Below are 22,568 nucleotides of genomic sequence, written 5' to 3'. Positions count from 1 at the left end.
GCTATTTTTCAGTTTATTTAGATAAAAGAGTGGGATTTTTCGACAAAACAGTCTTTTTGACTGAGTTCCATGAGGGTCATCGCGCCTCCCCATACACAGCCAGTGTCGAGGGCATGAATATTTTCGGCTTTAACTTTACCTTCTAAAGCAGCCCAATGACCAAATGTGATCTGTTGCTTGAGCTTACTTATACTCGGATGCTCAAACCAAGGGATTATTGAGCTATCTTCACTAATGCTGGTTTTGTTGCTGAAATCGAGTTTACCAAGTAAATTAACGAAGCGCATACGCGTGAAATAATTAACGATATAACGAAATTTAGCCTCGTTAGGTAGCGTTGATTGCCATTCTAATGGGTGGGGGTCATACATATTGGCAAAGTAATGATGGGCATCATTACCTTGGTAGCAACTTTCGGCAAAGCGAGCGCGTTTTAATGCTTTTTTTATTGACCAATTTGGGTTTAAGCCAGCATGGCTTATCAGCATGTCATAGCGTTCAAGCCAAATAGCTAATGGCTGTTGTTGCAAAAAGTGAATATATTCAGGGAGCTTTGGGCTGTCAAAAACACCAGCAAGCTTATCTTTTGGATTTGCTGGTTTATTTAGATAATGACAAGCAATTAGGTGTAAATCATGATTACCAAGAGTAATAGTTACACTGCCTTGCATAGTATGAAGGCGCTCGAGGCAAGCGAGTGAGTCAGGGCCTCGAGCAATAATATCGCCAACTAAGTAAAGGTGATCTTGACTTGGGTTGAAGTTGACACGTTTTAGTAACGCATCAAATTCACTGTAACAACCTTGTAAGTCACCAATTGCGTAGTCAGCCATTATTACCTAGTGCAAAATGTTTGGGCGGGCTAAACGAAACACCTCGATTGGCGCTTCAAACTCAGTGCCAAATTCGTTACGCATAGTGTAATGGCCTTGCATCGTCCCAACAGGGGTATCAAGCACTGCACCACTGGTGTATTTATAGCTTTCACCTGGGGCAATGGTCGGTGTTTCACCCACAACCCCTTCACCTTGTACTTCCACTTCTTTGCCGTTGGCATCGGTAATTAACCAGTAACGACTCAATAGCTTAGCACTGCATAAACTGTGGTTTTTTATGGTGATTGAGTAAGCAAAAACGTATTTATCTTGTTCAGGCTCTGATTGACCTTCTACATAGAAGGTCTCAACCGACACCTTAATTGGAGAACCTAAATTACTGCTTGTTGTCATAAATCCAATTAGCTATATCAATAAATTGTTGTAAAGACAGGCTTTCAGCACGCAGAGTGATATCAATGCCTATGCTTGTTAGTTCTTCAGCTGTCAGTAAGTTAGATAAACTATTACGTAAAGTCTTACGGCGTTGATTAAAGGCTTCTAAACATACCGTGTTTAATAGCTTAGTGCTTTTAGCTGAACGTTGCTCAGGCTTTTTAGGGATCAAGCGAATAACTGCTGAATCTACTTTAGGTGCTGGCTTAAAGCACTCTGGCGGCACATCAATTACTGGCATTGCGTGACAGTAATATTGTGTCATTACACTTAAGCGACCAAAGGCTTTACTGCCCGGGCCTGCGACCATACGTTTGACCACTTCTTTTTGCAGCATAAAATGCATGTGCTCTACGTTATCCGCGAACTCAAATAAATGGAATAACAGCGGAGTCGAAACGTTGTATGGTAAGTTACCAAAAATCTTTAACTTTTCGTCAGACTTGATCAAAGAGCTAAAATCGAATTTCATTGCATCGCCTTGATGCACTGTTAACTTTGGCCCTAAGAATGGGTGGCTCGTTAAACGTTCTGCTAAGTCTTTATCTAGCTCAACAACCGTTAGGTGGCCACTTAAATCAGCGACTGGCTCAGTGATTGCACCAAGACCCGGGCCGATTTCTACTAAATTGTCTTCAGGTTTAGGATCGATAGCCGTGACGATTTTGTCGATGATCATGTCATCGTTTAAAAAGTTTTGACCAAAACGCTTACGCGCGCGGTGTCCTAAATGTACTTTATCTGTCATTGATTCTGTGCTTTTTCATGGGCGAGCTTAATTGCTTCGCGGATCGCTAATTCAAAACTACCTACATCAGCAGTCCCTGTGCCGGCTAAATCGAGAGCCGTACCGTGATCTACTGAGGTGCGAATAAATGGCAGGCCAAGGGTGATATTGACCGAATTGCCGAAACCCTTGTATTTTAGCACAGGTAATCCCTGATCGTGATACATTGCAAGCACGGCATCTGCTTGCGAGAGATATTTATCTTGGAACAGGGTGTCAGCAGGCAATGGTCCAATTAAGTTCATGCCTTGATTATTTAACAGCTCTAACGTTGGCGCTATGGTATCAATTTCTTCAGTGCCTAAATGGCCATCTTCGCCAGCATGTGGGTTTAGACCACATACGAGGATACGCGGTTTTTCAATACCAAACTTAGTTTGTAAGTCATGGTTTAAAATAGTGGCAACTTTACTTAAACGTTCAACGGTGATTGCGCGCGATACATAAGCAAGCGGTATATGCGTCGTAACAAGCGCCACACGTAAGCCTTCTGTAGCTAACAACATCACGACATCGGCAGTATTCGATTGCTGCGCAAAATACTCAGTGTGACCGCTGAATGAGATACCTGCTTTGTTGATAATCCCTTTATGCACAGGACCAGTAACAACAGCGGCAAAGGTACCATCCATATTTTTTTCACTGGCAATGCGCAGTGTATCCAGAACATATTGACCATTGGCGTCATTAAGTACGCCCACTTCAACATCAGAGCCTAAATCTACTTGGTGTAAGTAAACGCTGCCTGCAGGGGCAATGCTTGGTGCTTGGCTGTCATCGAAGTCAATTAAATTGATATCTAAACCAAGCAACTTAGCGCGCTGTTTTAACAGCGCGCCATCAGCAATCACCACCAGTTGGGCATCCCACTGGTGCTGGGCTAACTTGATAAGTAAATCAGGGCCAATACCGGCTGGCTCACCTGGGGTAATTGCAATTCTAATGGTCATAATTTTTATTCTGTTGGGAAAATATCAACGTGCGCTTGTTCACGCATTTCTTGCTGCCAGTTGAAACTTTCTTCTTTAAATTTACGATTAAACAGTAGTTGGTGAGCGCGGTTACGCTTAGCTTGCTCTGTTTTATCAGCTACACGCTTATCAAGTAGCTGTACAATGTGCCAACCAAACTGTGTTCTGAATGGCTCACTGATTTCATTTTTATCTAGAGAAAGCAGGGTATTTTTAAATTCTGGTACATAAGTGCTTGGATCAGTCCAATCGTACTCGCCACCTTTTAATGCAGAACCCGGGTCTTCAGAGTATTCTTTAGCAAGTTCACCAAAGTCAGCTTTGCCTTCACGTAGCTCTTTTGCAAAACCTTTTAGCATGTCACGCGCTTTTTCTTCGCTTAAGATGATAGAAGGCTTAATTAAGATGTGACGTGAACGAACTTCTGTAGTTTCAACTACTTGGCGACCACGAACATCTTGCACTTTAATAATGTGGAAACCAGCACCTGAACGAAGCGGGCCAACGATATCGTCTTTTTTATGGCCTTTTACCGCTTCAGCAAAAAGTGATGGCATTTCGTTGATGCTCATCCAACCTAGCTGACCACCTTCAAGGGCTTTTGAACCGCTAGAAGATGAAATAGCGATACGCTTGAATTCTTTGCCTTCTTTTAAAAACTCGATAACTTTATCTGCACGTGTTTTAGCACTGGTGATTTCATCAGCTGTTGCATCACTTGGGATATCAATCAAGATATGACCAATATCATACTCTTCGGCATTCTTGCCTTGAGTTTCCATGATTTTAAGAAGGTTATCGATTTCTTGTGGGCTAATATAAATACGACGGTCAACGTTCGCACGCATTACTTGTTGCGTGGTGATTTCTTTACGAATTTCTTCACGATATGCTGGGTAGCTCTCACCTGCAGCCTCGATAGTACGGCGTAAATCAGCGATTGTACCACCTTGCTCACGAGCCATATTTTCAAGTGTTTGGTCTAACTGAGAGTCAGAGATTTCTAAACCCATGCGCTCAGCAAGTTGCATCATCAGAGTTTGGTTTACTAAACGCTCGATCGCTTGAATGCGAAGCGTGTCATCTGAAGGTAACTCTTGACCTTGCTCTTGCGCTTGAGTTTTTACGCGATTGATAATGGTGTCTACTTCACTTTGTAAAATAACACCTTGGTTAACTACACCAACGACTTTGTCGATTTCGACAGGTTTTGCGAAAACGCTTTGGCAAAGGCCAACTGTTAATAATGCAGATGCAAATAATTTTTTTAAATTCATACTTTTTCTAATACTCTTGCTAATAGTACTGCGGTACTAGTTATTAAGAAAATACGGTCTACGATAGCCAAAAATACCTTGTTGTAATAATTTTTGTGCATCATAACGGCTTTTACTACCAAGCCCTTTTAATACGATATTGAAGCCAATACTGGTATCAAAGGTTGCTTGCTCTTGACCAATCGCCTGGTTTAAATCAGTTTCGATTTGACGACGGCCTGTGATTTGAAACGCCCAACAGCACGATTCATACTGAAGACCGCTGAAAACCTCAATACTACGACCACTTTCTAAATCGCGGTGATAGCTGCCAACAAACTGCCAATCTTGCGATAGCGGAATGCTGGTAAATAGACCAACTTGCTCGATTGTATTGCCTGAGACATCATTTGCATAGCGATGGTTCAATTGCACGAGCTGTTTATCGTCACCTTTATAATCTAAGGTGATATTTGATTGAATAATTTCTTTACCATCAGTGTCGTATTGAATACCACCTGATAAATACCAGCGACGGTGCCAATGTAACATGGTTTGCGCTGCGAACAAGGCATTGTAGTTAGTATCAACATTAATACCTTGTGATGTAGGCTTTGCATCATCGCTTAAATAGAAGATTTGGCCTGCGCTGAAATTAAATACTTCTTCGTTTTCATTGCTAAATAAGCGAGTAGTCGCACCTAACGTAAATTGGTTCGCAGTGGCAATACGGTCGATACTTGAGAAGCGACGGTCTCTAAATAAACCAAAAAAGTCATCTTGTAATTTTGCTGTATCGTAAAGGCCAATATTTGATTGGTCTTTGTTTGGCGTATACAAGTACTGAATTTGTGGCTCAAGTGTTTGAATACCATCTTTGAAGAAAAACGCTGTATCACGCTCAAAATTTAATTGGCTGTATAAACGTACTTTTGGCAGGGTACGGGTGACTTTTTCGTCGTAGTCGGTCCCTGCTAAATCACCATGCTGGTTATATTCAGTATGCAATACGCTAAACTCAGATAAAAATGACCATGCGTATTCTTGATAACCAAAGCTTGCTTTAGGTTCTATGTGAACACGGCTTGCTTCATCAATAACAGCGTCATCATTAGTGAAATAACTAAGTTCACCATCAAGGGTTAAATCAACGCCATAAAAATCATACGCATCAGTTTGCGAAAAACTAATTTGTGGCAGTGCCGCATATGATTCGCGGTGATCACCAAGTACTTCAAAACTCTGTAGCTTAATATTAGTACGCCAAGTGTCACCTAAGTGGGTGAGTGAGCCCGTACGGTATAACTGAGTATCAGTGCGAGTAGCATAACCAGAATTTAAATCGGTTAAGTAGTTATCATCACTAACGTTGGTAATATCGATATTACCGCGCCAGTTTTCACCAAAGTAACTTTGCTGCTGCCAATGGAATAGATAACGCGAGTCAACATTTGGCTCTTCATCATCTTTATCTAAGTACTCAACGGCAATGAGACCGTTGTTTTGCTCTGTTAAATAACGAAACTCACCAATCATTTGCAAACCGCGCTTAGACATGTAGCGAGGCGTAATGGTGGCGTCGTAATTTGGAGCAATATTCCAGTAATACGGGGTGATAGTTTCAATACCGTAGCGGCCTGAACTTGAAAAGTTAGGCGTTAATAAACCGGATTTACGACGGTCATCTAACGGAAACGTAAAATAAGGAACATACAGAACCGGCGTATCAAATACCCGTAATACGGTATTGTGAGTTTCGCCCCAGCCATCTTCACTTGATAAGTCTATTTCGTCAGCTTCAATTGCCCACACCGGTGTTTCGCCAGGGCAGGTAGTAAAGCTTGCGTTCATCAGGTTTAGGCCAGACTCGTTGACTGTTAGTTTTTCTGCGCCACCATGACCAAGTTGGTCGGTGAGCTTATAATCAGCACCAAGCAAACTTAATTCAGAATTATTTAAATCCGCATTGAGCCCAGAACTATTAATTTGGCTTACTTTATCGCGATAAACGATAGGGCCGGTTGCATTAAGTAACCCACGTTGTTTGTCAATCAGTGCACTTTGTGCGGACAAATTCATCGTTAGGGTGTTAATATCTACATTACCGGTAAATTCTGCGCTTTGGGTACCCAATAGTTCAATATCATCGGATTTGATATCGATCATATTAAGTTCAAGGCCAGGGAGCGGTTGCCAAGCTCTGGTTTGCATTGAATTGCCACAAAAATTGTGTGTCAGTTCAGTTTCGGCGAACGATGGTGCGCTAAGTACGCTTAGCATCATTATGCCCCAGGTTTTGCTCATTTAATGACCTTAATGCTCTTTGGTTGGATATAAGCTAGACATAATAAAGGAAAACAATGGCAAATACAGTAATTGACTTAGTGAAAAATAGATATCTTACTAAATGAATCGTTATAAAAGTTTACAGCAGTTTTTAAATCCTCATTTTAAAGAGGATGAATATCAATTAGCCGCCATCACAGGGGATGCGAGTTTTCGCCGTTATTTCCGCGTAAATACAAGTGATCAAAGCTATATTGTCATGGACTCAGATCCAGATAAATTAGATAACACGCCTTATATAGAACTCAATAAAGTGTTTTCTCAGCATGGTTTTAAGTTACCAAAAATTCTTCAGGCAGATGAAAAACAAGGCTTCTTCTTACTAAGTGATTTAGGTAATACTCACTTAGCTGATTTATTAGGTGATGAAGACCGCACTTTACACTACAAACATCTAATCAAGTTAAGTGCACAATGGGCGCAAATCCCACCTGCCCAATATATGAAAGTATTTGATGGCGAGTTTTTACAGTTTGAGCTGAGTATTTTTAAAGATTGGTTAGTCGATAACTTTATTGGTGAGCAACTTTCTGCTGATGAGCAGCAAATGTGGCAACAGGCTTGTGAGTTATTAGTTAACAATGCCCTTGAACAACCAATTGTGACGGTGCACCGAGACTTCCATAGCCGTAATATTATGCGCACAGGGCAGCAATGGGCAATCATTGATTATCAAGATGCGGTGCAAGGGCCGGTGTGTTATGACCTTGTGTCGTTATTAAGGGATTGCTATTTCAAGTTACCAGAGCAAGAGCTAGATTACCTTTTACATTACGCTTATGACGAATTTAGCGAGCAACAGCTATTGCAAGACACCTCATTTGCGATGTTTAAGCGCTGGTTTGACTTAACCGGCGTGCAGCGTCATTTAAAAGCTGCAGGTATATTTTGCCGCTTAAAATTACGTGACGGTAAGTCTGGTTATTTGAATAATGTGCTGCCAACCCTTACATACATTAGTAATGTCAGTAAAGAATACCCAGAGTTAACAGCCCTTGGCCAGTGGATAGAGCAGACTATTATTCCACAGACTAAGCAGCGTTTAACGAAAGAGTCCAAATGAAAGCAATGATCCTAGCGGCGGGCCGTGGTAAACGCATGATGCCGCTAACAGAAACGATGCCAAAGCCGATGCTAAAGATTAACGGTAAGCCATTATTAGAGCATCATATTAATAACTTACGCCAAGCAGGGGTTACCGATATTGTCATTAACCTTGCCTGGCAAGGTGACAAAATAACAGAGTATTTTGCTGATGGATCGCAGTTTGGTGTATCGATCACTTACAGCCAAGAGCAGGCTGGGGGGCTTGAAACCGCCGGGGGCATCATTCAAGCATTGCCGTTATTGGGTGAGCAATTTATTGTCATCAATGGTGATGTGTTTACTGATTATGATGTGACTTCGTTGATGCAGCTTCATCTGCAAGCAGGGGAGGCGCATATTGTCCTTGTTGAAAATCCTGCGCATAACCCTGATGGTGATTTTGCACTGAGTCATCTAAGCCCAGATAGTCAAAAGTATACTTTTTCCGGTATAAGTCGCTATCATGCTGATTTCTTTAAAGGTCTCAGCGCAGGTATTCGTCCACTTGGGCCCATTTTGCGAGAAAAGCTCAGTGAACATCAAGTTTCGACTGAGCTTTATTTGGGGCAATGGGATGACATTGGCACACCAGCCAGACTCGACGAAATCAATCAACGTTTCGCTTTGTAATAACAACAGAGGTTTGCCAAATTATGTGGGGAAAAGTACTCGGTTTTTGTTTTGGCTTTATGTTTGGCAAATTTATTGGTGCCTTACTAGGCCTATACCTTGGCCATATGTTCGATCGCAGCTTAAAACAAGACTTTGATAAAGCAGGTGGTTTTTCTGGTCTGTTTAAAGGCGATGATATTAACGAACGTCAAGCGCTTTTCTTTTCTAGTTGTTTTGCGGTGATGGGGCATATTGCCAAATCAAATGGTCGTGTTAGTGAAACGCATATTCGTGCTGCCAGTGTCTTTATGGACGAAATGGGTTTATCGGGCGATGAGCGCAGAGAAGCACAAGATGCCTTTCGTAGTGGTAAAGAAGCTGACTTTTCATTAAAAGAAACCGTTCATGACTTTAAAGAGCGCTTTGCTCGACGCCATGATTTATTGCAACTGTTCCTCGAAATACAAATTCAAATGGCCTTTTCTGATGGCCACCTTGCAGAGCAAGAAAAGCAGCTCTTGCAAGAGGTAAGCAAGCAGTTAGGTATTTCACGTACTCAGTTCGCATTTTTATTAAAACGCTACCAAGCCGAATTTGCATTTCGCCAGCAACAACAGCGTTTTTATGAACAACAACGTCAACAAAGCCAGCAAAACCGCAGCAGTCATAGTGAACAAAGAGGGCACAGTGTGCCACCGAATAATGGTATGAATCGCGCCCAAGCGTTGGCTCTTTTAGGCTTAAACAATGATGCTTCAGCGAGAGATATTAAAGTAGCCTATCGAAAGCTCATGGCTCAGCATCACCCCGATAAATTAGTATCGCAAGGTTTACCAAAACACATGATGGAAGTCGCGGTAAAGAAAAGCCAAGATATTCAAGCGGCTTATGAGTATTTAAAAAAGGCGGCGTAAAAAGCCGTCTACTTCTTTGAGCAGCCGCTGGTGCTGCTCAGGCTCTGAAGGCACACCAAATAGCTCTCTTTGTCGGTAGTCATATTTTGCGTGTTTTCTTACCCAACGTTTTCTGTCTTTAACACTTTGCAGCGTGTCAGGGTTGCCCTCACTATAAAAAATATCCAGTAAAGGTGGGCTGATAGTAGAAAGCGTCGCATTGAGATGCTGGTTACGAACACTGTTAGGTAAATAACTACCTAGGCTAATAAAAGCGTTCAGTTCGTTATTTGGAAAGCTAGCATAATGCTCAATCAATAGCCCCGCACTGGCACCTTGTGCCACGACAATAATATTGCCGCCTTCATCCATAGCACTGTTATACAAAGCATTAAATCTGGCAATTAACTTTAGTTTGTAATCATCAAGCACGGCTTCACTAATATTAGGCTCACCTGTAACAAAGTGCGGCTCTTGTTGTGTTTGGGCTGGTGGAGCAGAAGCTGCTTGCTCATCGCTTTGTGTTGTTGACTCAGCTTCAGAGCTTTCAGGTAACTCGGGCGTTGCCATATCGACAGGGTGCCAATCAATATCAGGCATGGTCATGGCAAGGGTTGCATAGCCAATTTCGTTTAACTGCTTACGTAAAAAGTTAATACCGGCATTATTAGTGGGTAGGTGCTGCCAATCAGGAATAATGAGCACAATTCCGCGTTGGCTGGCTGCCATCGATTGACGATATAAGCTAATGAACTCATCTTCACCGGCAAGCAGAGTACGTACTTCATCACTTGGTAAAAAGCGTTGAATATCATGAGTGACCAAGCTTGACCAAGGGGTTGGTTTAATAAAATCGGCAGCATTCACATTGCCCATCAACGCAAAACAGGCTGCGTAAACTAAGCGATGTGCGGATTTTAAATTCATGCCGATATTACCTGAGTCTAAAATTAAATCAGTGATTAAATTAATTATCGGCAGTGTTGGTAAAATATTTAGCTAATTGTCTTAAAACTCAGGAGCAGCTTCAAAAATCAGTGTTTCACCGCTTGCTGGGTGAGCCAAGGTAAGCATTTCAGCATGCAGCTGTAAGCGGGGAGCCATGGCGAATGCCTCGGGGTGAGCATACAACTTATCGCCTAAAATAGGGTGACCTAATGACAGCATGTGCACACGTAGTTGGTGAGAACGCCCAGTAATTGGAGTCAGCTCAACACGAGTCGCATTCTGTTCATACTCAAGCACTTTAAAATGGGTTAATGACGGTTTGCCATTGTCGTGATCAACCATTTGCTTTGGTCGGTTCGGCCAATCACAAATAAGTGGTAAATCTACCGATCCAGTTTCTTGTTCAAGCTTGCCAAATACGCGAGCAATGTAGCGTTTCGCGGTTTTTCTATCTTGAAACTGAATGCTTAAATTACGATGCGCTTCTTTGTGCATGGCTAAACAAATAATGCCTGAGGTTGCCATATCAAGGCGGTGAACAATTTTCGCCGTTGGAAAAACGCGATTAATGCGAGCAATAAGGCAGTCAGCGTGTTTTGGATCTTTTCCCGGCACAGTAAGTAAACCACTTGGTTTATTCACAATAAGCAAGTCATCGTCTTGATAAACAATACTTAAATAAGGTGTCATTGGGGGATTATAATTGAGTAACACAGCCAGCCTCGATGATATGCAAGGGCGCTATTTTAAAGGAGTATGAGCGCATACACAATGCCAGTGCTGGCTTTCGTGTAGCAGCTAAGATACAGTAAATTCAGCTATGGAGTTTAAATAAAAGGACAAGTGAATGTTTTGCCTTGGCTTAATTCGCAGTAAACCTTGTACACGTTGTGGCCTAGAAGTTAATGACCTAGAGCCAGAATGCCCACACTGTAAAGGTTTTTCAGACCTACAAGCAGTATATTTGAAGCAAGCTTACAAAGACGATTTAATACAAAGAAACAAAAGCTTAGCTAAGTTATTTTGCAAGCTAGCGGCAGTGGCCGTAATTATTACCCTTGTGGTGTTTTTTGTATAAACATTCATCATGGCTTTGCTGTTAGCTAATGAGCCGCAATTTCAAAATAGAAGTTAGGGTTATCTTGAATCGTAGCCAGCACTTTGGCAGCTAACCCAGTTGGGTTTCTCCGTTTAGTTTCCCAGCTTTTTATGGTGTCTGCACTGGTCCCAAGTGCCTTAGCGAATTCTGCTTGAGAAACATTCAGTTTCATACGTATGGCTTTTACATCGGCGATATCGAATTGAGTACTACGTGCTGGAGCGACTTTTTGCTTTTCAATTTCAACAGCTTCTTGTAAAGAAGTTTTCAACTCATCAAATAAGCTCATGATTATTCAACTTTTAGTTTAATAACTAACTCTTTTAGCTGAGCCTTTTCAGACTTACTAAGAGTAGTTTAAGTTGCTTTATGATATGCCAAAACAAAGTAAATACGTTCTAAATGAGCAACAACATAAATAACTCGGGTGCTACCGCTTTTACCTTTGTGACCCGTTGCCATTCGTACTTTTCTAAGCCCACCAGTCTCTTTTATTAGCTCTCCTTTCAGAGGGTTGGCTATTAGTTCAACTTGCAAACTTCGTAACTCATCGTCAGTGGCAATTTGCTTTATTTGCCTAGTGAAGATGGAGGTTTCTATAAATTCAATTGCATGTGTCATAGCATTAATTCCATTTAATCTATGTTGTGTACAGTGTACACCTTGTTTCGGTAAGGTCAATGTGAGGGTAATAAAAAACGCGATGTGAAAGCACATCGCGTTTATGGTTTTAGCTTAGCGATTTAACGTTAGTGTGAAACGACAATTAAACGAATTGCATCCAGTTTAACTTGGGCTTTTTCGATGTAAGTCGTGAGTTCGCTACGCTGTTTATCAAAAAAGCTAAGCTCCTCATCACGAATATTCGGGTTGATCTGCTTAAGTGCCGTTAAACGAGCTTGCTCTTCACCAAGGGCAGTTTGCATTTTCTCTAGTGATTCAGCACGCAGTGCTTCTAGCTTGGTTTGTGCCATGCCTTGTGCGCTGGTGATCATTGGATGAATGGCACTTTGTAGCGCGCTTGCTAATTTACTTGCAGTTTGGCGACCAACCGCAGACAACTGCTGATTGAAAGCATCAAAAGCAACATTATCAGCCAGATTGTTACTGCCCTTATCTAATAAGATACGAATAGGCGTTGGCGGCAAGAAGCGGCCAACCTGAAGTGCTTTAGGCGCCATGGCTTCAGCAATGAAAATAAGCTCAACAAAGAAGGTACCAGCAGGTAGCTTTTTGTTTTTCAGTAATGCCACAGAGGCAGTACCAAAGTCATCATCACAAATCATGTCTAAGCTGCCTTGCACCATAGGGTGGTCCCAGCTGATGAAGTGGGCGTCTTCTTGCGAAAGCGAGGTGCTGCGATCAAACGTTACTGTGATGCCATCATCTTTTAAGCATGGGAAAGATGGATTTAGCATGTGCTCAGTTGGTTTTAAGATAATGGTATTTTCACCTTTATCTTCTTGGCTTACACCAAAGGTGTCGAAAACATTGATCATATAGCTTGGTAGCGTGAATTGATCGTCTAACTCTTCGATATCAGCCACAAGGCTTTCTGCTCGGCCTTGGCCACTTGAATGCAGCTCTAGTAAGCGGTCACGACCACTTTCCATTTGCTTACGAAGCTTGGCATTTTGACCTGCAACTTGTTCTAGTAGTGGGTCTAGCTCTTCTTCGTCGCAATTGTGTGCACCAATAAACTCAAGCAATTCTTCGCCATACTCTTTATACAGCATTTGCCCTGTTGTCGATGTTGTTTCAAACGCATCTAAGCCTTCGTTGTACCAACGAAGTAGCACCTCTTGTGCGGTGTTTTCAAAATACGGCACGTGAATGTTTACGTCTTGAGTTTGACCAATACGGTCAAGACGACCAATGCGTTGCTCAAGTAAGTCTGGATTAAGTGGTAAATCAAACAATACTAGGTGATGCGAGAATTGGAAGTTACGACCTTCAGAACCAATTTCAGAACAAAGTAGAATTTGGGCGCTGTCGTACTCATCGGCAAAGTAAGCCGCTGCACGGTCACGTTCAACAATCGACATGCCTTCGTGGAAAACAGAGGCTTTAATTGCTTCACGCTCACGTAAAATCTGTTCTAGGCTAAGTGCGGTTTCGGCTTTAGCACAAATAAGCAGTACTTTTTCGTGTTTAAGGTTTTTTAAGGTTTCGATTAACCAATCAACACGTGGGTCAAATGCGCCCCAGCTGGCATTTTCACCTTCAAACTCTTGGAAGATCTTTTCAGGGAATAGAGCACGAAGTGCCGTTAATTCAGCATTTTGAATGCCGCCCATGTTACCCAGTACCGACATCGCCGTTTTATATTGTTTAGGCATTGCCATAGGGTATGCATGAAGCTTACGGCTTGGGTAACCATCAATACCGCTGCGGCTATTTCTAAATAAAATACGACCCGTACCATGGCGGTCCAGCAGCATTGATAAAATTTCGTTGCGCGCCGTTTCATCACCTTGCTCTGCTTTGGCTAAAAGCTCAGTGATATCGGTTTCTTTTAATAGCTCTTTTAATGTTGCACGAGATGTATCATCAAGGCCTTTTTCACCCAGTAATTGATTAGCAGCTTCAGCAACCTCTTTGTAGTTACTTTCTTCTTCAACAAACGCATCGTAGTCGTAGAAACGATCTGGGTCGAGTAATTGCAAGCGGGCAAAGTGACTGCGGTGACCAAGTTGGTCTGGCGTTGCAGTTAATAAGATAAGACCCGGAATGTCTTGGCTTAACTCTGCCATACGTTGGTATTCAGTGCTTGGCTTACCATTATTGATACTTAAATGGTGCGCTTCATCAACAACCAATAAATCCCAATCAGCCAGAGTTGCTTGCTCAAACCAGCGTTTTTTCTTGCTTAAGAACTCAAGGCTAGTAAGTACTAACTGTTCTGTTTCGAATACGTTTGGAGAGTCTGCAAATGCTTCATCACAACGTTCTTCATCAAAGATTGAAAAACGTAAGTTAAAGCGGCGTAGCATTTCTACTAACCACTGATGCTGTAAGTTTTCAGGCACAACAATCAATACGCGGCTAGCACGGCCACTGATGATTTGTTGATGTAAAATCATACCTGCTTCAATGGTTTTACCTAAACCCACTTCATCAGAAAGTAATACGCGTGGTGCAAAACGTTTACCCACTTCTTGTGCGATATAAAGCTGATGCGGAATAAGGTTTGCACGTTGACCAACTAAACCTTTTAAAGGTGATTGTTGGCGCTCAAACTGGTGCTGCCAAGTTTGGTAACGAAGCGTATAGCGGTCAAAACGGTCCACTTGGCCCGCAAATAAACGGTCTTGAGGTTTATTGAATTTGATAAAGTGATCTAAAAAGGTTTCTTTTAACTGCGCTTTTTCACCATTATCAACGCGAATGCCGTGATAGCATAGTAACTCGCCTTGTTCTTCAACAGACTCGACTTCTAATTCCCACTCTTCAACGCTGCGAATAATATCACCTGGATTAAATGCGACACGAGTAACAGGTGCTTCTGTTAAAGAATAAACTCTGTTTTCTCCACTGGCTGGAAATAAAATGCTGACCTGACGGCCTTCAAGGGCAACAACGGTGCCTAATCCTAAATCTGACTCAGTATCACTGATCCAACGCTGACCTAAGGAAAAATTCATGTATGTCTCGTCTATGAAGAAAAAAGGCGGCTATGTTACCTGTAACGCCATGCTACTTCAAGGCAGTAAACTCGCCGCACACAATTAAATTTAGTCAACCTTTTTAAGCCATTATTAATGGTAAAAATTGTATGTATTTTAACCAGTTAAATAATTGTATATTTGTTTGTCATAAAAAGGACTTTTGTCGTAAATAGACTAAACTGAGTATATACCTGACGAATAAACCATAGCTTCATCCGCCGCTTGTTTAGTTTATTGGGTATAGCATAAAAATCATAAAACGTAAGGAAAGTGCTATGGAAAAAGCTTCGAACCTTGATAGTAAAATGTATGTGCTCGATACCAATGTATTACTCCACGAACCCCTCGCTTATTTATCTTTCCAAGAACATGATGTTGTTATCCCCATGACAGTATTAGAAGAGCTCGACCACATTAAAGATAGGAAACATGACGTTAGCCGTGACGCCCGTGTTGCTATTCGTGGTTTAGATGAAGTGTTAAAGGACGCTTCGCCAGAGCAAATGTTGCAGGGTGTCGCGCTCCCTAGTAACAAAAAGGCTAAATCAGAATCTCGTGGCCGCTTAATTATCGTTAATGACCATTTATTTGCAGACAGTATTTCGGGGTTACCAGGCAACGAAAACGACCATCGCATCATCAATTGTGCTGTTCATTTACAGAAGCAACACAGCGATAGCAAGGTGGTGCTTGTCACTAAAGACATCAATATGCGCCTCAAAGCGAAGGGGGCAGGGCTTAAATTTGTTGAAGACTACAGAACAGACCAATTAATTGACGACATAGCGTTGCTTACAAGCGGCTATAAAAAAATTGAAGGTGATTTTTGGCAACAGGTTGGAGAGTGCGAAACAGAGCAGCAAGGCCGAGATACCTATCATCATGTGGCAAAAAGCACGATTAGCGATGTGTTCTGCAATGAATATATTTTAGATGAAAGCGACCACTTTGCAGCTCGAGTAACAAGCTACGATGATAAACAAATTACTTTAAAGGATATTAGTGTTGAGCGCTTGATGAGCCACACCGCTTGGGGCGTTAAGCCAAAAAATGTGTATCAAGGGATGGCACTTGATGCGCTACTTGACCCAAGTATTGAATTGGTGATTTTAACAGGCCCTGCCGGCTGTGGTAAAACCTTACTCGCTCTTGCTAGTGCCCTTGAAATGATTATTGAAAAAGGTATTTACGATAAAGTTATTGTCACTCGTAATACCCCAGAAATTGCTGAATCAATTGGCTTTTTACCGGGCACTGAAGAAGAGAAAATGGCGCCGTGGTTAGCTGCTATCACAGATACTTTAGAAGTGCTGCATAAAGGGGATGAAAATCCAATTTCGAGTCGTAATTACATTATGGAAAAAGCCAACGTACAGTTTAAATCAGTAAACTTTATGCGTGGCCGTAGTATTCAAAACGCGGTTGTTATTTTGGATGAAAGTCAAAACTTAACCGCTTCACAACTGAAGACCATTATTACTCGCTGCGGTGAAGGCACTAAACTCATTTGCTCAGGTAACTTGGCGCAAATTGATAGTAACTACCTCACCCCAGTTACCTCAGGCTTAACCTATATTGTTGAACGTTTTAAAGATTTTCAGGGCAGTGCTACCGTTAACTTAAACGGTGTGGTACGTAGTCGCTTAGCCAGCTTTGCTGAAGAAAATTTATAACTTGCCAGTATTCCTATGCCTCGTTAACCTAGCTGTTAACGAGGTAAGGTACTTATAAGCCAGTGAATTTTTTACCGTTAAAGCATTATTATCGCTCTTTAGCAGTGGCACTTATTGTGCCGCTGCTGGTGGCGTTTTTTTTGTGTTTACACCTATATAATTTAAAACTTGAGCGGGCGATAGAAAGCAGGCAAAACGGCTTTAATAATATTTCAGCTCAGCTTAGCCATGCTATGCGTGCCGCAGATGGCCTCATAGACACCATGTTCAAGCTTTACGAGCAGCCACTTTCATATGATTTTGATCCTAGTTGGGCACGTAATGTGAATCAATACGATCACTATTACTATCAAAGTGTTGGCGATGGAGTGGGGGAGATAGTCGGGCAAGGAAAGTTCGCCTCAACGGCTTATGCAATTAATCAATGGCGGCGAGTTATTGCCCTCGGTCCGTCTTTTAATACCACGCTGTCACTTATTCAATCTTTAGAAGCCGTGGCTTATGTTAATGAGCAAGGCTTTGTTTATATTAAGCGCCGAAGTACAGCAAAAAGTGAGTTTCTGACCAGTGTGTTAGATAACAAATTTCGACCTTTATCAATAAATAGCAACAAACTTGCTTCGAGTTCTGTGTTGACGATTAATGGTCATGCCTACTTTGCTATTGGCAAGCAACGAGCCGCTAGTAGTCGCGATTACATCGTGTTGATTTATGACCTTAAAGCAATTTCTAACTGGTTAACAAAAATAGCGCCTAACTATGGTGAGTATATTTTTATCAACCAAGATAACCAAGTCATTGCCAGCTCAAAAACAGCGCTTAATACAGCCGTCAGTGCTAGCGAACATTGGCCCAATGTCACGGTAGATATGCGCAAGAGTAATCACAGTCATTTAGTACAAGAAGCTACCAACTTACCTATTTACACTCGTTTCTATGAATCAAAGCAAGCCCTGAGTGAACCTGTAGGCTACGACATTTTTTTAGAGTTCGCATTTTTGAGTGTGTTCTTAGTAATGATGTTCAGCGCTGTTTTTTGGTTGAGTCAGCGCATTTTTGTAAAACCAATGACACACTTAATGAATTATCTTGAGCAGCATGATGAAGGCAAACAAGCGTTGGTTCATTATCGTATTCCTGTCGATTGGCAGCCTTGGTTCAGCCGTGTGAAAAAAGTGTTTAGCCGTAATGAAGAGCTAGTCCAATCATTACAAGAGGCAAATAAAGCGCTTGATTCGCAAGTGCAGGTAAAATCAAAACAATTGCGTCGTAGTATTGATGCGAAAGAGCGTCACTTAGCGCTATTAAATACCATGCTTAATAACGTACCTGATCTAATTTATTTTAAGAATATTGATGGTTCGTTTTTAGGCTGTAATAAGGCGTATGAGCGCTATATTGGTTTGCCACAAGAGAAGCTTGTAGGCCAGCAATTATGTGATATTAGTGATGATAACGGCGAGTTAAACGAGCTTGAAAAGCAAGTACTCAAAGACCGCCAAGCTTATCAAAAAAGATTGACCACCGAAGATAACAGTTATCTATTTAGCATCGTGCCATTTTACAACGAGCATCAGCAGTTTCTTGGCACCATGGCGATTGGTCGTGATATTACCGAGCAGCATAATGCGCTCAATGCATTACAAAGCTCCGAAGCAAAATTACGTAGCGCCATGGAATATGCCGCTAATGGGGTGCTGTTGGTATCACTTGATGATCAGGTGCTACAAGCAAACAAAGCGGCACGCAAAATATTTGCAATTGAAAACGCCAATGACCTCAAATTAATAGACTTATTTGCCGAGACGTCTTATCAGACGTTAAAAAATACCCTGACAGAGCTGTTGCATGAGAAGAAAAAAGTTTATCACTTTAGTCTTGAGCAACAAGAGCAGCAGCGCTGGCTACAAATTAGTGTGTCATTAGTTTGGAATGCTGAGCAAACACCTGATTACTATGTTGTTCATGTACAGGATGTGACAGATTTAGTAACAGCAAAAGATGACGCAGAGCGGGCAACATTAGCTAAAAGCCGATTTATTGCTAACCTCAGTCATGAAATTCGCACACCACTCAATGCAGTACTAGGCTTAATTGACGTGATTGCATTGCAAGGGCTAACACAGTCGCAGCGTAACCATGCCGAACAAGCTAAATCAGCGGCCAATAGCTTGCTTACTTTATTAAATCGTATGCTCGATTTTGCCCGCGCTGAAAGCTCGCAAGTACAACTTAATAAAACCCCTTTTAGGGTGCCTGACTTAATCGACTACTGTGAGGGAATTACCGCTCCATTATGTGCAAATAAAGATATCGAGTTTAAAGTTGAATGCGATAAAAGCATTAGCGATAACTTAGTGGGTGATCAAATTTGCTTGCAGCAAGTACTGGCTAATTTACTGACAAACGCTGCAAAATTCACCGAACTGGGCACAGTGACACTAAACTTAATGCTGGTGGAAGAGTCAGCTGAGCAGCAACTCATTTGTTTTACTGTTAAAGACACGGGCATTGGTATTAGCAAGGCAGATCAAAGCCGCTTATTTGATGCATTTACTCAAGGTGATGAATCATTAACGCGCTCTCATCAGGGGGTTGGCTTAGGCTTAGCGATTGTTAAGTACGAAGTTGCGCTAATGGGAGGCGAAATTAAGCTTGAAAGTGAAAAAGGTAAAGGCAGTGAATTTTGCTTTTGCTTACAGCTTGATAAAGCCGCGGAGCCTGTGAAAAAAGAACTGGTTTCATTGCCTTCTAGTACTGATTTATCTGGCACGTTAGTGCTGGCTGTGGATGATAACCCGCTTAATTTAAGCATTATTAAAAGCATTTTAGAGCAAATTGATGTCACCGTTGTGTGTGCACACAGTGGTGAAAAAGGCATTGAGCTGGCAAATAGCTTAAGGCCCGATCTCATTTTTATGGATATTCAGATGCCAGAAATGGATGGTTGTCAGGCAACGCGTATTATTCGTCAGTCATTCACCAAAGAGCAAATGCCGATTTACGCACTCACTGCACACAGTGAAAGCGAAGATATTGAGCATTCAATCGCGGCGGGTATGAATAAGCATTTAACTAAACCGATTGTTGCTAGTAAGTTGTTTTTAGCAATGAGTGAACTCGATAACACAAAAGAAGTCTTTTTTGATCAAGCTTTTATACTGTCTCAGTTTGCAAACAATACTAAGTTAGTATTAACTATGTTGTCGAAGTTTGCGACTATGGCAGCAGAGCAGTTATTACAAATCTCTACATTAAAAACTACCGATGAGTTGGTCCGTGTGGTTCATAATGTAAAAGGGTCAGCCGGAAATCTCGGTTTTAAGCGATTGTCAGCGTGCGCTCAGCAATGTGAAGCTAGGCTTAAGGCCGATGGCGAACTGCCCGAACAATTAAATGATGAGTTGCAATGGCAAATGAAACAGGTCATCGCATTTATCATCGAACAAGGATCTACTGATGTTGAAAAGAGCCAAGGTACTGATTGTTGATGACGATCCGTTAAACCGCTTGGTATTAGAGAAAACATTGCAGCAAGACTATGATGTTTTTTGTGTTGAGAGTGGCGAAAAAGCACTGACGTTTTTAAAAACGCAAACTGTTGATTTGTTGATCTTGGATATTGTAATGCCCGGCATTGACGGCTACGAAGTGCTTACTAAATTAAAAGAAAGCGCGACCACCAGTATGCTGCCTGTAATATTTATTTCAGCCAATACCAGCCATGATGACGAAGCGAAGGGCCTTGAATTAGGCGCGATGGACTACATCACTAAACCATTTAGTGCTGCTATCGTGCGTGCTCGAGTGCGCAATCAGCTGCTGATCAAACAAAAAAATGACTTACTCGAAATGCTCGCCTCAATTGATGGCTTAACAGAGATCCCAAACCGACGTTATTTAGATGAAAATTTAGCGCGAGAGTGGCGTCGTTGCCGTCGAGATCAAACCCCGTTATCGGTGTTATTGATGGATGTTGATCACTTTAAACGTTACAACGATTGCTATGGTCACCGAGCAGGTGATGATTGCTTAAAACAAATTGCTCATGCCTTAGTTGGAGCTTGTGAACGAGGCAGTGACTTTGTTGCTCGTTATGGTGGTGAAGAGTTTGCTGCGGTGTTACCCAATACTTCAGCGAAAGAGGCTATGTCGTTTGCAAATAAATTGCGCAATGCCGTGAATGATTTAAACATTCCACACAAAGCGTCGCTAAATGCTGACCATGTCACAATTAGTATAGGTATTGCGACCACAGAAAATGGTCAGGTTTATGCAGAACAAACTTTGCTTGAAGAAGCTGATTTAGGTCTTTATCAGGCTAAGGATGCCGGACGAGATCAGATAGTATCGAGAATGATAGCGGTGAGCGAACATAAGTAGGCAATAGCTGCCTACTTACAGAACTTAAATATGCTAATTAGCCGTTACTTAGCGATTTATAAATCGTATCACCCACGCCAATTAACTTATCATTTTTAAATACGAGTGGCGTACACTCGTCTTTAGTCATCTTGCCATCAGAGTGAATACTATGCGTTGCATAGAATAATACTTGGTAAACATCATCACCTTGCTTTAATAACTCGGTAAAGTTAGGTGTATTTAGTTTATTTAATACAGTTTGGTAGCTCGTATCTAATGCAAGGTTAGAAATCACTTCACGGTTGTTTTTATGCTGTTTCTGCCAGCTAGAAGAGTTACCTGCCCAATGTGTGTCAGCTTCACCGTCAGAAACAGCAATGACACAACCAGTTAAAAATGGTGCAGTTAGCGCGGCAATTAGAAGTGCTTTTTTCATGTTATTTTATCCCGAAGAAATTGTTTTATAGTTATTCACTTAATAGCAAGCTGCTTGCCAAATTGTTAAATCATAACTAAATCAATTATTTAGGTTGTTTTTAGTCAATAGACTAAGTAATAAATTACTAACTACTTAGCTCTATTGACTAATAAATTGCTATTTAGACCAACCTGTTACGAGTTTCGTCTTGATTAAATGCTTGGATATTTAACGCAATTTCGTTAACTAAGCGCACGATAGACTCTTGGCTGGCCCATGCAATGTGTGGGGTAAGTAATAAGTTTGCACCTTTGTATTGTGCCAGCGGGTTTTCGTGCTCTGCGGGTTCTTTACTGAGTACATCAACACCAGCTCCGGCTATGACATTATTAGCTAATGCATCAGCTAAATCGGCTTCATTGATGATCCCACCACGAGCAGTATTAATGATGATAGCTGACGGTTTCATCATGCTTAATTCTGCCGCGGCGATTTGGTTGCGTGTTTCATCAGTAAGCGGGCAGTGAACACTAATAATATCGGCCGTGGTTAGGGCATCATTGAAACTAACACGACCTTCACGAGGCGTTTGGCCTTTTCGTTCACTAATGATGACATTGGCACCAAAGGCGCGTGCTACATCGGCAACGGCTTTACCCAGTGAGCCATAGCCAACAATAGCCAGTGTTTTGCCGGCAATTTCATTAAAGCTGTAATCTAATCGGCAAAACATAGGGCTTTGCTGCCATAAGCCTTGCTGGCAATCATTAATGTATCTGTGAGTATTGCCCAATAAATTAGTGATGAGAGTAAAGGTATGCTGCACCACACTCGGTGTTGAATAGCATGCGACATTGGTCACAGCGATGTTATGTTCTTTGGCTGCATCTAAATCAATGTTGTTAGTACCCGTCGCTGCAACACATATTAATTTTAAATTAGTTAATTTGCTCATGGCGTGCTGATCAATCACCACTTTATTACTGATAACGACATCGGCATCTTCGCAGCGCTCAACAACCTGTTCTTGGGCGGTTAAGTCGTAACAGGTTAATTTACCTAATTGCGCTAGGGCATCTAACGAAGTGTTGGCTAATGTCGCTGCATCAAGGACAGTAATATTCATGTGCTTTCCTTTTTTAATTTATTGCTTGACCTTGGGGTGTACTCCAAGG

20 protein-coding genes are annotated in these 22,568 nt (G+C 41.7%); 7 read left to right on the top strand and 13 right to left on the bottom strand.

Annotated elements, in window-relative coordinates:
* Positions 1–17 precede the first annotated feature (17 nt).
* The 6 genes from KQP93_RS14385 to lptD are packed head-to-tail and all read right to left on the bottom strand — an operon-like array spanning position 18 to position 6,589.
* The gene (locus KQP93_RS14385; RefSeq protein ID WP_217874968.1) at positions 18–833 is read right to left on the bottom strand and encodes a symmetrical bis(5'-nucleosyl)-tetraphosphatase; all 816 of its coding nucleotides are present in this window, start codon (positions 831–833) and stop codon (positions 18–20) included.
* A gap of 6 nt (positions 834–839) precedes the next feature.
* Positions 840–1,229, bottom strand: a complete 390-nt coding sequence (gene apaG / locus KQP93_RS14380) for a Co2+/Mg2+ efflux protein ApaG (RefSeq protein WP_054550996.1) — start codon at positions 1,227–1,229, stop codon at positions 840–842.
* Positions 1,213–2,019, bottom strand: a complete 807-nt coding sequence (gene rsmA, locus KQP93_RS14375) for a 16S rRNA (adenine(1518)-N(6)/adenine(1519)-N(6))-dimethyltransferase RsmA (protein ID WP_054550997.1) — start codon at positions 2,017–2,019, stop codon at positions 1,213–1,215. Before rsmA ends, apaG begins: the two co-directional genes overlap by 17 nt.
* Complete coding sequence (pdxA, locus tag KQP93_RS14370; RefSeq protein ID WP_054562772.1) at positions 2,016–3,008, bottom strand: 4-hydroxythreonine-4-phosphate dehydrogenase PdxA; 993 nt, start codon at positions 3,006–3,008, stop codon at positions 2,016–2,018. Before pdxA ends, rsmA begins: the two co-directional genes overlap by 4 nt.
* 5 nt (positions 3,009–3,013) lie before the next feature.
* Positions 3,014–4,306, bottom strand: coding sequence for a peptidylprolyl isomerase SurA (gene surA / locus KQP93_RS14365; protein ID WP_217874967.1), 1,293 nt, complete (start codon positions 4,304–4,306; stop codon positions 3,014–3,016).
* A gap of 36 nt (positions 4,307–4,342) precedes the next feature.
* Complete coding sequence (gene lptD, locus KQP93_RS14360) at positions 4,343–6,589, bottom strand: LPS assembly protein LptD (RefSeq protein ID WP_217874966.1); 2,247 nt, start codon at positions 6,587–6,589, stop codon at positions 4,343–4,345.
* Between the two features lie 103 nt (positions 6,590–6,692).
* On the opposite strand from lptD, the gene KQP93_RS14355 reads away from it, so the two are divergent.
* From KQP93_RS14355 to djlA, 3 genes are read left to right on the top strand one after another with little or no spacing between them, the layout of a single operon-like run.
* Complete coding sequence (locus tag KQP93_RS14355) at positions 6,693–7,694, top strand: aminoglycoside phosphotransferase family protein (RefSeq protein ID WP_217874965.1); 1,002 nt, start codon at positions 6,693–6,695, stop codon at positions 7,692–7,694.
* Entirely contained in the window at positions 7,691–8,347 is a 657-nt protein-coding gene (gene murU, locus KQP93_RS14350) for an N-acetylmuramate alpha-1-phosphate uridylyltransferase MurU (protein ID WP_217874964.1), read from the top strand. The genes KQP93_RS14355 and murU overlap by 4 nt, the downstream gene beginning before the upstream one ends.
* A gap of 23 nt (positions 8,348–8,370) precedes the next feature.
* Positions 8,371–9,243: a co-chaperone DjlA gene (djlA, locus tag KQP93_RS14345; RefSeq protein WP_217874963.1), complete on the top strand. Its 873-nt coding sequence runs from the start codon at positions 8,371–8,373 to the stop codon at positions 9,241–9,243.
* Here the strand turns inward: djlA and KQP93_RS14340 are convergent.
* Positions 9,226–10,149 (bottom strand): DUF3530 family protein, encoded by a 924-nt coding sequence (locus tag KQP93_RS14340; protein ID WP_217874962.1) that lies wholly within the window; start codon positions 10,147–10,149, stop codon positions 9,226–9,228. The two genes, djlA and KQP93_RS14340, sit on opposite strands and share 18 nt — an antisense overlap.
* Before the next feature lie 81 nt (positions 10,150–10,230).
* Complete coding sequence (rluA, locus tag KQP93_RS14335; RefSeq protein ID WP_082401641.1) at positions 10,231–10,884, bottom strand: bifunctional tRNA pseudouridine(32) synthase/23S rRNA pseudouridine(746) synthase RluA; 654 nt, start codon at positions 10,882–10,884, stop codon at positions 10,231–10,233.
* 133 nt (positions 10,885–11,017) lie between these two features.
* Here rluA and KQP93_RS14330 point away from each other — a divergent pair, with 133 nt between their 5' ends.
* Positions 11,018–11,248, top strand: a complete 231-nt coding sequence (locus tag KQP93_RS14330) for a hypothetical protein (protein WP_217874961.1) — start codon at positions 11,018–11,020, stop codon at positions 11,246–11,248.
* 25 nt (positions 11,249–11,273) lie between these two features.
* Here the strand turns inward: KQP93_RS14330 and nadS are convergent, their stop codons facing one another.
* The 3 genes from nadS to rapA all read right to left on the bottom strand — a co-directional run bounded on the left by nadS (position 11,274) and on the right by rapA (position 14,913).
* A complete protein-coding gene (nadS, locus tag KQP93_RS14325) occupies positions 11,274–11,558 on the bottom strand; it encodes a NadS family protein (RefSeq protein ID WP_217874960.1) in 285 nt (94 codons plus the stop codon).
* 68 nt (positions 11,559–11,626) lie between these two features.
* On the bottom strand, positions 11,627–11,890 hold the full coding sequence (locus tag KQP93_RS14320; protein WP_254907680.1) for a type II toxin-antitoxin system RelE/ParE family toxin: 264 nt from the start codon (positions 11,888–11,890) through the stop codon (positions 11,627–11,629).
* 128 nt (positions 11,891–12,018) lie between these two features.
* A complete protein-coding gene (gene rapA, locus KQP93_RS14315; protein ID WP_217874959.1) occupies positions 12,019–14,913 on the bottom strand; it encodes an RNA polymerase-associated protein RapA in 2,895 nt (964 codons plus the stop codon).
* A gap of 299 nt (positions 14,914–15,212) precedes the next feature.
* Between rapA and KQP93_RS14310 the strand changes: the two genes are divergently transcribed.
* The 3 genes from KQP93_RS14310 to KQP93_RS14300 all read left to right on the top strand — a co-directional run bounded on the left by KQP93_RS14310 (position 15,213) and on the right by KQP93_RS14300 (position 20,993).
* On the top strand, positions 15,213–16,610 hold the full coding sequence (locus KQP93_RS14310) for a PhoH family protein (protein WP_055197676.1): 1,398 nt from the start codon (positions 15,213–15,215) through the stop codon (positions 16,608–16,610).
* A gap of 62 nt (positions 16,611–16,672) precedes the next feature.
* Positions 16,673–20,101 carry a response regulator gene (locus tag KQP93_RS14305; RefSeq protein ID WP_217874958.1) on the top strand — a complete coding sequence of 1,143 codons (3,429 nt, stop codon included), beginning with the start codon at positions 16,673–16,675 and terminating at the stop codon, positions 20,099–20,101.
* Entirely contained in the window at positions 20,070–20,993 is a 924-nt protein-coding gene (locus KQP93_RS14300; protein ID WP_062566143.1) for a GGDEF domain-containing response regulator, read from the top strand. Before KQP93_RS14305 ends, KQP93_RS14300 begins: the two co-directional genes overlap by 32 nt.
* Positions 20,994–21,030: 37 nt before the next feature.
* On the opposite strand, the gene KQP93_RS14295 is transcribed toward KQP93_RS14300, so the two are convergent.
* A complete protein-coding gene (locus KQP93_RS14295; protein ID WP_054562759.1) occupies positions 21,031–21,411 on the bottom strand; it encodes a DUF3192 domain-containing protein in 381 nt (126 codons plus the stop codon).
* Between the two features lie 163 nt (positions 21,412–21,574).
* On the bottom strand, positions 21,575–22,519 hold the full coding sequence (locus KQP93_RS14290) for a D-2-hydroxyacid dehydrogenase (RefSeq protein WP_217874957.1): 945 nt from the start codon (positions 22,517–22,519) through the stop codon (positions 21,575–21,577).
* Positions 22,520–22,568: the final 49 nt, after the last annotated feature.

Source organism: Pseudoalteromonas shioyasakiensis, assembly GCF_019134595.1.
Taxonomy (GTDB): Bacteria; Pseudomonadota; Gammaproteobacteria; order Enterobacterales; family Alteromonadaceae; genus Pseudoalteromonas; species Pseudoalteromonas shioyasakiensis_A.
Note: the sequence above shows the minus strand (reverse complement) of the source record. Positions and strands in the feature narration are given on the sequence as shown.

Excerpts from the sequence above, each read along its gene's own strand:
- KQP93_RS14385 (WP_217874968.1), bottom strand. The coding sequence starts at position 833 with ATGGCTGACTACGCAATTGGTGACTTACAAGGTTGTTACAGTGAATTT.
- apaG (WP_054550996.1), bottom strand. The coding sequence starts at position 1,229 with ATGACAACAAGCAGTAATTTAGGTTCTCCAATTAAGGTGTCGGTTGAG.
- rsmA (WP_054550997.1), bottom strand. The coding sequence starts at position 2,019 with ATGACAGATAAAGTACATTTAGGACACCGCGCGCGTAAGCGTTTTGGT.
- pdxA (WP_054562772.1), bottom strand. The coding sequence starts at position 3,008 with ATGACCATTAGAATTGCAATTACCCCAGGTGAGCCAGCCGGTATTGGC.
- surA (WP_217874967.1), bottom strand. The coding sequence starts at position 4,306 with ATGAATTTAAAAAAATTATTTGCATCTGCATTATTAACAGTTGGCCTT.
- lptD (WP_217874966.1), bottom strand. The coding sequence starts at position 6,589 with ATGAGCAAAACCTGGGGCATAATGATGCTAAGCGTACTTAGCGCACCA.
- KQP93_RS14355 (WP_217874965.1), top strand. The coding sequence starts at position 6,693 with ATGAATCGTTATAAAAGTTTACAGCAGTTTTTAAATCCTCATTTTAAA.
- murU (WP_217874964.1), top strand. The coding sequence starts at position 7,691 with ATGAAAGCAATGATCCTAGCGGCGGGCCGTGGTAAACGCATGATGCCG.
- djlA (WP_217874963.1), top strand. The coding sequence starts at position 8,371 with ATGTGGGGAAAAGTACTCGGTTTTTGTTTTGGCTTTATGTTTGGCAAA.
- KQP93_RS14340 (WP_217874962.1), bottom strand. The coding sequence starts at position 10,149 with ATGAATTTAAAATCCGCACATCGCTTAGTTTACGCAGCCTGTTTTGCG.
- KQP93_RS14330 (WP_217874961.1), top strand. The coding sequence starts at position 11,018 with ATGTTTTGCCTTGGCTTAATTCGCAGTAAACCTTGTACACGTTGTGGC.
- nadS (WP_217874960.1), bottom strand. The coding sequence starts at position 11,558 with ATGAGCTTATTTGATGAGTTGAAAACTTCTTTACAAGAAGCTGTTGAA.
- KQP93_RS14320 (WP_254907680.1), bottom strand. The coding sequence starts at position 11,890 with ATGACACATGCAATTGAATTTATAGAAACCTCCATCTTCACTAGGCAA.
- rapA (WP_217874959.1), bottom strand. The coding sequence starts at position 14,913 with ATGAATTTTTCCTTAGGTCAGCGTTGGATCAGTGATACTGAGTCAGAT.
- KQP93_RS14310 (WP_055197676.1), top strand. The coding sequence starts at position 15,213 with ATGGAAAAAGCTTCGAACCTTGATAGTAAAATGTATGTGCTCGATACC.
- KQP93_RS14300 (WP_062566143.1), top strand. The coding sequence starts at position 20,070 with ATGTTGAAAAGAGCCAAGGTACTGATTGTTGATGACGATCCGTTAAAC.
- KQP93_RS14295 (WP_054562759.1), bottom strand. The coding sequence starts at position 21,411 with ATGAAAAAAGCACTTCTAATTGCCGCGCTAACTGCACCATTTTTAACT.
- KQP93_RS14290 (WP_217874957.1), bottom strand. The coding sequence starts at position 22,519 with ATGAATATTACTGTCCTTGATGCAGCGACATTAGCCAACACTTCGTTA.